The organism is Deinococcus sp. YIM 134068, assembly GCF_036543075.1.
Classification (GTDB): domain Bacteria; phylum Deinococcota; class Deinococci; order Deinococcales; family Deinococcaceae; genus Deinococcus; species Deinococcus lichenicola.
Map to the genome: position 1 here is coordinate 25,180 of NZ_JAZHPF010000007.1, position 10,219 is coordinate 35,398.

Consider the following 10,219-nt stretch of genomic DNA (forward strand, 5'->3'; position numbering starts at 1 on the left):
GAGCCGACTTAACCGAATGTCCATGAATGCTAATGCGGGCCTTGAATAACGTCAAGCGATGTCAGGGCAACGCCAGGAAGACAGCCGATCAGGAAAAGCATGATTATTGGCCTAACTTTTCTTCTCTCGACGCATTGTCTAGAAGCATCATCCATTCGGAAGACCGTATAATCTCCCATTTAGCAGTATTTTTATGCGAAAATCTACCGTTCGTCTCATCCAACCCGCTGAGAGAATGTACTGTTCCCCTCGTTCCCGACGAGTTCGCCGGACCATGAAAGAGGATTCCGGGCGGCGGCGCAGGTGGAAAATTATGACCGTTATACATCCGGCCTCGTGCAGGGAGGCTCAAGGCAAGAGTAAGGCCGAAAACGCGTGCTTCTGCCTTCTGCCCTCCCGCACTCCCCAGCGTCCACATTCGACTTCCCGCGAACGTGGTTGAGACCGGGAACGCGCCTCGCTGGGCATTGGTGTGCAACTGTGCGGCATCCACGGACCATCCGGAGGCTTCTGCTACCATGCGCGCACCTGGGGATGGGGAAGTCCGGTGAGAGTCCGGCGCTGTCGCGCAACGGTATGCAGGTCACGAGCTTGTAAGCCCGAATGCCACCCAGGGACGCCTCTACACGCCTGAGCAAGGCTGTGGAAGGCACCTCTCGCCGTCAGAGGGCCACCCTGTGAGCTTCGTGCATCCCGGCGTCCCCCGCCGCCTTTGCCCGCTCCGGCCCCGGCTGGAGCGGGCTTTCGCTGTGCGCCCCTCCGGCTCGATTTCCGCCCCGCATGCCGGAGTGTTTCCTGTGTCACCTCCCTCCCCCGCTCGCGCCCGTCGCGCTGCCCCGTGTCACCACGTTCCCCCCACGCGAACCCGACCCCAGACAGGGGGCACGGCGTGATCGTCTGCGTCGGTGCCGGACCCGGCCACCTCGACTTCCTGACCCGGAAGGGCGCGGCACTGATCGAGGGGGCCGACGTGGTGGCGGGCTTCGACGCCGTGGTGGACATGGTGCGGCCCCTGATCCCCGGAAACGCCCAGGTCGTCATGATGGGCTACCGCGATCAGGTGGCGAAACTCGCGGAGGTGGCCGAACTCCACCACGCCGGGAAGCGTTGCGTCGTCGTGTTCATGGGCGACATCCACTTCTCGGGCTTTCAGTACCTGGAGCGGGTGGAGACGGCCTGCGGGCACGCGGTCGAGACGGTGCCGGGCATCTCCAGCGCGCAGATGCTGGCGAGCCGGGGCCGCGTCTGCTTCGACGAGACGACCTTTCTGACCTTCCACCGCCGGGGCGACCTGATCCCCTTCAAGACCCACCTGCGCGACGTGCTGCGGGCCGGGCGCAACGCCATCGTGATTCCGCGCCCCTGGGACTTCATGCCGCGCGACGTGGCCTCGTACCTCCTCGCCGGAAGTGTGAGCGCCGCGCACCACGTCGAGGTCTGGGAGAACCTCACGCGGGCCGAGGCGACGTGGGCGGGCAGCCTGGGCGAGCTGGAGGGCCGGGACTTCTCCGACATGAGCATCCTGCTGATCCGCGCGCTAACGCCCCTGCCCACGGGGTTGGAGGGGGAACGATGAACGATTACGCGATCATCCTCGCCGCGCACGGCAGCCGCGACCCGGCGAGCGCGGCGCAGTTCGGGGAGCTGGTGCGGGAGGTGAGGGCGCTGGAGCCGAACCGGACCATCACCCACGGCTTCCTCGAATTCAACACGCCCACCATCGACGAGGCGGCGCGGGAGGCGGTGGCGTCGGGGGCGCGCGAAGTCGTCCTCGTGCCCGGTGTCCTCCTCGCCGCCACGCACGCGAAGAACGACCTGCCGAGCGAGCTAAATGCCCTGCGCCGCGAGTTCCCGCACGTCACCTTCCACTACGGGGCGGCGATGGACCTCCACCCCGCGCTGCTGGAGGTGTGCCGCGAGCGGCTGGTCGGGGCCGAGGCGGGCGCAGCGGATGAGGTCCGGCGCGACGAGACGCTGCTCCTCCTCGTCGGGCGGGGCACCACCGACCCGGACGCGAACGGGGACATTCACAAGCTCGCCCGCTTTCTGGAGGAGGGGCTGGGGTATGGGGCGAGCGCGGTTTGCTACAGCGGTACAGCCAAACCTGATCTGCCTACCGGGCTGGCCCGCGCCGCGCGGCTGGGCTTCGCGCGGGTGGTCGTGCTGCCGTACCTCCTCTTCGAGGGGGTGCTCTCCCGCCGGGTGCGTTCGGCGGTGGAGGCCGCCGCGCAACGCTGGCCGGGCACGGAGTTCCTGACCGCCGCACCCCTGGGGCCGCATCCCAAAGTCGCGCGGGTGTTCCTCGAACGGGCGCGGGAGGGCGTGCAGGGCCACGGCCACATGAACTGCTCGCTGTGCAAGTACCGGGTGGGGGTCGTGGGCTACGAGGCGCAGGTCGGTGAGGCCCAGGTCGGGCACCACGGGGCGGTCCGGGGTCTGCTGGCGGGCGGGGAGGCACCTAAGCGGAAAGTCGTCCAGCACTACGAACCGCACCCCATCGAGGCGCAGTCCTTCGAGATCATCGAGGGGTTGCGCGACTGGTCGGCGGTGGACGCGGCGGACCGTTACGCCATGCAGCGCCTCGTCCACACGGCGGGCGACCCCGGCATCGTGGAGGACCTGTATTTCTCGCCGGGGGCGACGGAGGCGGGCGTCATGGCGATCCTGCGCGGCCTGACCGTCGTGACAGACGTGACGATGGTGCAGAGCGGCCTCAAGCGGCAGATTCTCGCGGAACTCGGCGTGCGGGTCTGGTGCGGCGTCCACGACGCGGAGACGCACCTCCTGAGCCGGGAGGCGGGCATCACCCGCTCGGCGGCGGGGATTCGTCGCGCTTACGAGAAGTTTGGGAACGACTGCATCGTGGCGATTGGGGATGCCCCCACCGCGATCTTCGAGACGGTGCGCCTCATCCGCGAGCGGCGTTGGCGGCCCGGTCTGGTGATCGGCCTGCCCGTGGGCTTCGTGGGCACGCGGGAGAGCAAGGCGGCCCTGCGCGCCTGCCTGAGCGTTCCCCGCGTCACGAACGCGGGCACGCGCGGCGGGAGTCCCTGGGCAAGTAGCGTGGTCAACGCGCTGATGATTGAGGCGCAAAACCGCCTCGCCGCCGTATCCGCTGCCGGGGCGGAGACGTGAGCCTGCTTATGACCCCACCCGCCCGCCTCAATCTCAGCCTGCCCGCTCCCAACGGGCTGCGGCGCGGCTTCACGACGGGGAGCGCGGCGACGGCGGCGCTGAAAGCGGCCCTGCTCCTGCTTGTTCATGGCGAGGAGCCAGCCGAGGTGGAGGTCACGCTACCGGACGGGGACTTCAGCCTCCTCCTGCCCGTGCGGAACGCCCGCCTGACCGATGTGGGTGCCTATGCGGAAGTCGTCAAGGACGGCGGGGACGACCCGGACGCGACACATGGGGCGACCCTCTGGGTGACGGCCACGCCGCTCCCCGATCCAGAGCTTCCCATGACCTTCCACGCGGGGGAGGGTGTCGGCACCGTGACCGCACCCGGCATCCGCGTCCCCGTGGGCGAACCCGCCATCAACCCCGTTCCACGCGAGATGATGCGGTGGGCGGCGCAGGAGGTTGCGGGACACGAGGCGTTCGCGGTGACGGTGGGCTGCGTGAACGGCGAGGCCATCGCCCGCAAGACCTTCAACCCCCGGCTGGGCATCTTGGGCGGCGTCAGCATCCTGGGCACGACGGGCATCGTGGAGCCGATGAGCCTGGAGGCGTACATGGCCTCCGTGGAGGTCTACGTGCGTGTGGCCGTTCACGCCCGCCCTGACGCGGTGGTCCTCACGCCCGGCAAGCTGGGTCGGGACTACGCGCGGGCGGCGCTGAACGTACCCCCACAGGCCATCGTCCAGATGAGCAACTTCGTGGGGGCGGCGCTGGACGCGCTGCAAGAGGCGCTGGAGGAGACCGGGCACCCCCTTCCCCTCCTCCTCGTCGCCGGGCATCCGGGCAAGCTCGCCAAAGTGCTCAACGGCGACTGGAACACGCACAGCCAGTACAGCGGCATGGCGATGAACGCGGTGGCGCGGGTCGCTGGGGGGCTGGGTGTGGACGGGCCGACCGTACAAGCTCTGGCGGAGGCGAATACGGTGGATGCCTGCGTGGCTCTCCTCACCGGGCACGAACGCGGCGCGGAGGTGTGGGCGGAGATTGCCCGGCAGGTCGCACAGACTCTCCATCACCGTGCCGCCAACGTTCGGCGGGTCCGCGTCGCCCTCTTTGCCCTCGATGGCGCGGGGCTGGGGGAGGCGGAGGCGTGACCCCGCCCGGCACCTTTTACGGCCTCGGCGTCGGTCCCGGCTCCTACGGCCTGCTCCCCGTCGCCGCGCTGGAAGTCCTGCAAAAGGCCGACCTCATCTACGCGCCGCGCTCGCGGGTGTCGGAGGCATCGGTGGCGCTGACCGCCCTGCGGGACCTTGACTTCCCCCGAGAGCGGGTCTGCGAGGTGGAGTTCAACATGGACGGCGACGACGCGCGGCTGAGCGAGCACTACGCCGCCCTCGCCCGCGAGATCGCCGCCCACCAGCGGGCCGGGCGGAGCGTCGCCTACCTGACCATCGGGGACGCGATGACGTACAGCACGCTGGGCTATCTCGTCGCCGCCTTGAAGCGCGAGGCCCCGGAGCTGCCCCGGCGTGTCCTCCCCGGCGTGACGAGCTACGCGACTGCCGCCGCCCTGACCGGCTTCAGCCTCGGAGAGGGCAAGGAGCGGGTGCTCATCCTGCCGTGCCCGGACGACCTGAACGCCCTGCGGGCCGACATCCTCTCCCACGATGTCGTCGTGCTGATGAAGGTGGGGCGGCGCATGGCGGGCGTGCTCGGCCTGCTGTCCGACCTCGGCATCCTCGACCACTGTGCCCTGGCGCACCGCCTGGGGCTGGACGGAGAAGTGGTGCTTCCTTCCCTGAACCCCGCCCCCGACGCGGGCCGCCTGGGCTATCTGAGCGTCGTCCTGATTCGCAAGTCATCCCCCCGGAGGTTTTCTTGAAGGTCTATTTCATCGGTGCCGGTCCCGGTGCCCCCGATCTCATCACCCTGCGCGGGGCGCGGCTCCTCGGGGCGTGTCGCCTCATCCTCTACGCCGGGTCCCTCGTGCCGGAGGCGGTGCTGGAACACGCGCACCCCGACGCCGAAAGAGTCAATACGGCGGGCCTGAATCTTGACGAGCAGGTGGCCCTGTACCGCCGCGCGTTGGAGCAGGGGTTGGACGTGGCCCGCGTCCACAGCGGCGACCCGGCCATCTACGGGGCGACCGCCGAGCAGATGCGTGCCCTGCGGGACCTGGGCATCAGCTACGAGGTCGTGCCCGGCGTGAGCAGCTTCACCGCCTGCGCCGCCGTACTGGGCGCGGAACTCACCCGCCCGAACGTCACGCAGACGATCATCCTCACCCGCGCCTCGGGCCGGGCGAGTCCGGTGCCGGAACGCGAGAACCTGCGCGGGCTGGCCGAACACGGCGCGAGCCTGTGCGTCTTCCTGGGCGGCAATCAGCTTCCCGAGATCGTGGCGGACCTGCTGGGCACCTACGGCCCCGAGATGCCCGTCGCCCTCGTGCAGCGGGCCAGCCAACCCCAGGAACGGCGGCACGTCAGCACCCTGGGCCGCCTCCTCTCCGAGATTCGGGTGAGCGAGTGGGCGCTGACCACCATGCTCATCGTCAGCCCGGCGTTGAGCGAGCCGGAGGCGTTGGAGACGACGAGCCGCCTGTACGACCCCGCGTACGCCCACCGCTTCCGCCGCGCCGTGAAGGAAGGGGGAGAGGCGTGACCGCCGCCGTGCATGAGCTGGCCGTGTGGCCCGTGCGCCGCGAGTCCGAGGCGCTGGCCGGGCGTTTGGCGGACGAGCTGGGAGCGGCGCTGCACCGTCCCTGGCAGAATGCCGAGCGGCAGTTGACGGCCTTCCAGACGGCCTTTCACACTGCGCGGGCCTGGGTGCTGATTGGCGCGGTGGGCATCGCGGTCCGCTTCCTGTCCGGCCTGCCGCAGAGCAAGCACACCGACCCCGCCGTGGTCGTCCTCGACGACGCGGCCCGCTTCGCCGTCGCCCTGCTGGGGGGGCACGAGGGGGGCGCGAATGCCCTCGCCTACCGGGTCGCCCGCCTGACCGGGGCCGTGCCCGTCGTCACCACCGCCACCGAGGCCACACGCCCGCTGACGCTGGGGGTCGGCTGTCGGCGCGGCGTGAGTGAGGAACAGGTGGAGGCCGCCGTCCTGCACGCGCTGGCGGCCCGTCCCCTCACGGGCGTGCGCGAGGTCGCCACCGTGGACCTCAAGGCGAACGAGGCCGGACTCCTCGCCTTCTGCAAGCGCCACGGGTTGCCGCTGCGGGTGATCGCTCATGCGGACATAGAGGCCCGCCCCTTTGTTACCCAGCCGAGTGAGTGGGTGCAGCAGAACGTGGGCCTCCCCGGCGTCTGCGAACCCTGCGCCCTGATCGCCAGCCCGCGCGGGCGGCTGATCGTGCCCAAGATGGCGTTGAACGGAGTCACGGTCGCCGTCGTGGAGGACCGCCTACACCTGGAGGTGAGCGCGTGACCGGCCACCTCAGCCTCGTCTCCGTCGGGCCGGGCGACCTCTCGCTCGTGCCGGAGCGGGCGCGGCAAGCTCTCGTGGAGGCGGACGTGATCGTCGCCTACGACCTCTATCTGCGTTGGGTCGCGCCGCTGATTACGAGTCAAGAGGTGCTGACGCCGCCTCTCACGCAGGAGAAGGTGCGGGCACAACTCGCCATCCAGAAGGCGCAGGAGGGGAAGCGGGTCGCCCTCGTCAGCAGCGGTGACATCGGCGTGTATGCGATGGCGGGCTTGGTCTTCGAGGACCTGCCCGAAGAGCCGCCCTTCGGCGTGGAGGTCATCCCCGGCATCACGAGCGCGACCGCCTGCGCCAGCCTCCTCGGCTCGCCCCTCACGCACGATTTCGCCACCCTCAGCCTCTCGGACCTGCTGTGCCCGTGGGAGTGGATAGAGGAGCGGGCGCGGCACATCGCGGGGGCCGACCTCGCCTGCGTCCTCTACAACGTGCAGAGCAAGGCGAGGCGCGAGGGCGTCTACCGCGTCCTGCGCCTCATGCTGGAACACAAGCGCCCCGATACGGTCTGCGGTGTCGTCCGCAACGCCTACCGCGAGGATCAGGAGGTGCGCGTCACCACGTTGGAGGCGCTGCTCGGCGACGAGTTCGACATGCTGACCACAGTCGTGATCGGCAACCGCTTCACGGCGCGCAAGGGGCGGTGGATGTACACGCCGCGCGGCTACAACGACTGGCGGGCAGAGGAGGCGACCCCGACCTCCCAGCCCGAGGGCACCGTCTGGGTCTTCGGCGGCACCCGTGATGGGAATGCTCTGGCCCTGCGCCTCGCGGAAGAAGGCGAGCGCGTGACCCTCAGTGTCGCCTCCGAGCTGGGGGCACAGGTCGCGCCGAAGCATCCGAACTTGCACGTTTACGACGGCCCCCCCGGTGTGGAGGCCAGGCGGCGGGCATTGCGTGGAGCGCGGGCCATTGTGGACGCCACCCACCCCTACGCCCAGGCCATCACCGCGCAACTGCGGGAACTGAGCGCTGAGTTGAACGTCCCTTACCTCCGTTTGGAGCGGGCGAGCGGCTTGCCCGAGGAAACAACAGGGCTGACCCTGGTGGACGACATCGAGCAGGCTGCCCACGCCGCCTCCCAGCACGGGCGCGTCTTCCTGGCGACGGGCAGCAAAGACCTCGAAACGTTCCAACGCGCGGCTCCAGAGGCCGACGTGTTCGTGCGCTTGACTCCTCAACCCGGCGTCCTCGAACGTGCGTTGAGCCTCGGTATCCGGCCCGAGCGCGTCTGCGCGATGATCGGCCCCTTCTCCCGCGAGTTCAACGTGGCGCAGTGGCGGGCGTGGAAGATCGGCGCGGTCGTCACGAAGGACAGCGGCGACGTGGGAGGCTTCACCGCCAAGCGTGAGGCGGCGCAAGAACTTGGCCTGCCCCTGATCGTGGTGCGCCGTCCCGCGCCCGTGCCCGGTGCCTTCCACACCCAGGACGAATTGATTTCTGCCCTCCAGACCCTCAAGGAGCACGCGTGACCACCTTCAGAACGCCCGTCACCATCGTCAGCGGTTTTCTCGGCAGCGGCAAGACGACCCTGCTCGGCAACCTCCTGAACCAGACGCACGACCGCACGCTCGCCCTGATCGTCAACGAGTTCGGCGAGGTCAGCATCGACGGCCCCCTGTTAGAGACGCGCGAGGACGGGGTGGAACTCCACGACGTTCACGGCGGCCTGCTCGCCTACGGGGGCGAGGGCGACGCCTTCCGCCGCACCCTGCACGCGCTGAGGGAACGCCGCCACACCTTCGACCACGTGCTGATCGAGACGAGCGGCCTCGCCGTGCCGACCGCCGTGATGGTCACGCTGGAGGAGGGCGAGTTCAGCGCCGACTTCGCCCTCGACGCCACATTGATCGTCGTGGACACGCCCCTGCTGCTCGCGGGTGCGTTCAGCCCGGACGCCGGGGACGAGGCGACCCGCAGCGCCGCCCGCGTCTTCGACGCCCAACTGGAATACGCGGATGTGGCGGTGCTGAACAAGATCGACGACCTGGGCGACGCCGACCTGCTTCAAGCTGAGGCGGACGTGCGCTGGCGTGCCCCCCGCGTGCGCTTCCTCGAACTCGCCTACGGGGCGCGGCTCGACACCCAGCTCACCCTCGGCCTGAACCTGCACGGCACGCGGCGGAGCGCGGCGCACCACGGCCCCGTCAGCGGCGCACCGGACGACCTCACGGCCCCGCTCCACGACCACACCACCCTCGACGGGCACTCGCACGGCGACCTCGACGCCCACGTTCACAGCCTCAGCACCCACCAGCACTTCCACGAGCACGACCCTGGCTGGCAGTCCTTCCGGCTGACGAGCGACGCGGCGCAGAATGTCCCCGACCTCGTGCGGACGGTGCAGAACGTGGCCCGCGTCTTTCCCGTCCTGCGCGTCAAGGGCTTCGTGCGGGGCGAGGACGGCGGGCGCTACGCGGTGCAGGCCGTCCGCTCGCGGGTGGAGACGCACCCGGCCCCCGCGAAGGCTGGGGCCACGAACGAACTCATCTTCATCGGCTACCACATCAGCCGCAAGAAGGTCATAGAGGCGCTGCAAGGGGCGCTTCCGCAGCGGTGGGCGTGAGATGAGCGCGCCGACTCTGCCGCCCGTCACGGCCCGGATGACCCTGGCCCGCAGCGCCCCCTATCTGCTGGGCGTGGTGGCCCTGCACGTTCTGGCACTGGCGCTCCTCGTGCCGTCGGCGCTCGCCGAGCCGCTGGTGTGGGGGCTGGGCCTGACTGCCTACCTCTTCGGGGTGCGGCACGCCTGGGACGCCGACCACATCGCGGTGATCGACAACACCGTCCGCAAGCTCCTGACGCTGGGCCGCCCCGCACACGGGGTCGGGCTGTTCTTCAGCCTGGGGCACTCGGCGGTCGTGCTGCTGATGGCGATTGCGGCGGCGGTGGTCGGGCGGGCGCTGCTGGGCGCTCAGGAGGAGATCGGCACCTTCGGGAGCTGGGTGGGGCCATTTGTGGCGGGCGTGTACCTGCTGCTCGTGGCGGGCTTCAACCTCCGCGCGGCGTGGCGGACCCTGCGGCGGCAGGACGGGGGCCACCACCACGGCGGTCTCCTCGCCCGGCTGATCGCGCCGCTGACCCGGCTCGTCACCCGGCAGTGGCAGGTCCTCCCGCTCGGCTTCCTGATGGGGCTGGGCTTCGACACGGCCTCCGAAATCGCCCTGCTTGCCCTTGCCGGACAGGCCGGGCAGGAGGGGCTGGGTTGGGCGGCGATTCTGGCCCTGCCGCTGCTCTTCGGGGCGGGGATGACCCTCTTCGACACCTTGAACGGCGCGTTCATGACCCACGCCTACGCCTGGGCGCTGGACCGTCCCGGAGCCAAGCGGGTCTACAACCTGCTGATTACCGGGCTGTCGGGGGCCGTGGCCCTCGTGATCGGCGTCGTCACCCTCGCGCAGTGGGCGGGCGAGCACTTCCCGGCGGCGGGCCGCGCCCTCGCCGCGTGGCAGGACGTGGACGTGTCGCCGCTGGGCTTCGGGCTGGCGGGCCTCGCGCTGGTGCTGTTTCTCTCGGCTCAGGTATGGCACCGGGTACGGCGGGAAAGGGTGACATGACGAGATGGCCGAACCGCTGGACTTTGGTGTGATGGTGGCGCTGCTTGCCCTGTGTGTTCTGCCAGA

9 protein-coding genes are annotated in these 10,219 nt (G+C 69.8%); all 9 read left to right on the top strand.

Annotation, left to right across the window (positions count from 1 at the left end; genetic code table 11):
• The first annotated feature begins 838 nt into the window (after positions 1–838).
• Genes V3W47_RS09060 through V3W47_RS09100 form a run of 9 tightly spaced genes read left to right on the top strand, consistent with a single transcriptional unit; the run spans position 839 to position 10,153 of the window.
• Positions 839–1,576, top strand: coding sequence for a cobalt-precorrin-7 (C(5))-methyltransferase (locus V3W47_RS09060; RefSeq protein ID WP_331824883.1), 738 nt, complete (start codon positions 839–841; stop codon positions 1,574–1,576).
• Complete coding sequence (locus V3W47_RS09065; RefSeq protein WP_331824884.1) at positions 1,573–3,135, top strand: precorrin-8X methylmutase; 1,563 nt, start codon at positions 1,573–1,575, stop codon at positions 3,133–3,135. Before V3W47_RS09060 ends, V3W47_RS09065 begins: the two co-directional genes overlap by 4 nt.
• A gap of 8 nt (positions 3,136–3,143) precedes the next feature.
• The gene (cbiD, locus tag V3W47_RS09070; RefSeq protein ID WP_331824885.1) at positions 3,144–4,271 is read left to right on the top strand and encodes a cobalt-precorrin-5B (C(1))-methyltransferase CbiD; all 1,128 of its coding nucleotides are present in this window, start codon (positions 3,144–3,146) and stop codon (positions 4,269–4,271) included.
• Positions 4,268–4,999 carry a precorrin-2 C(20)-methyltransferase gene (cobI, locus tag V3W47_RS09075; RefSeq protein WP_331824886.1) on the top strand — a complete coding sequence of 244 codons (732 nt, stop codon included), beginning with the start codon at positions 4,268–4,270 and terminating at the stop codon, positions 4,997–4,999. The genes cbiD and cobI overlap by 4 nt, the downstream gene beginning before the upstream one ends.
• Positions 4,996–5,778 carry a precorrin-4 C(11)-methyltransferase gene (gene cobM / locus V3W47_RS09080; protein ID WP_331824887.1) on the top strand — a complete coding sequence of 261 codons (783 nt, stop codon included), beginning with the start codon at positions 4,996–4,998 and terminating at the stop codon, positions 5,776–5,778. Before cobI ends, cobM begins: the two co-directional genes overlap by 4 nt.
• Positions 5,775–6,545: a cobalamin biosynthesis protein gene (locus tag V3W47_RS09085; protein WP_331824888.1), complete on the top strand. Its 771-nt coding sequence runs from the start codon at positions 5,775–5,777 to the stop codon at positions 6,543–6,545. Before cobM ends, V3W47_RS09085 begins: the two co-directional genes overlap by 4 nt.
• On the top strand, positions 6,542–8,068 hold the full coding sequence (gene cobJ / locus V3W47_RS09090; protein WP_331824889.1) for a precorrin-3B C(17)-methyltransferase: 1,527 nt from the start codon (positions 6,542–6,544) through the stop codon (positions 8,066–8,068). Before V3W47_RS09085 ends, cobJ begins: the two co-directional genes overlap by 4 nt.
• Positions 8,065–9,162 (top strand): CobW family GTP-binding protein, encoded by a 1,098-nt coding sequence (locus V3W47_RS09095; protein WP_331824890.1) that lies wholly within the window; start codon positions 8,065–8,067, stop codon positions 9,160–9,162. Before cobJ ends, V3W47_RS09095 begins: the two co-directional genes overlap by 4 nt.
• Position 9,163: 1 nt before the next feature.
• Positions 9,164–10,153 carry a HoxN/HupN/NixA family nickel/cobalt transporter gene (locus V3W47_RS09100; RefSeq protein WP_331824891.1) on the top strand — a complete coding sequence of 330 codons (990 nt, stop codon included), beginning with the start codon at positions 9,164–9,166 and terminating at the stop codon, positions 10,151–10,153.
• The last annotated feature ends 66 nt before the right edge of the window (positions 10,154–10,219 follow it).

Bases quoted from the DNA above. Each gene is read 5' to 3' on its own strand.
- V3W47_RS09100 (WP_331824891.1), top strand. From the start codon at position 9,164: ATGAGCGCGCCGACTCTGCCGCCCGTCACGGCCCGGATGACCCTGGCC.
- cbiD (WP_331824885.1), top strand. From the start codon at position 3,144: ATGACCCCACCCGCCCGCCTCAATCTCAGCCTGCCCGCTCCCAACGGG.
- V3W47_RS09065 (WP_331824884.1), top strand. From the start codon at position 1,573: ATGAACGATTACGCGATCATCCTCGCCGCGCACGGCAGCCGCGACCCG.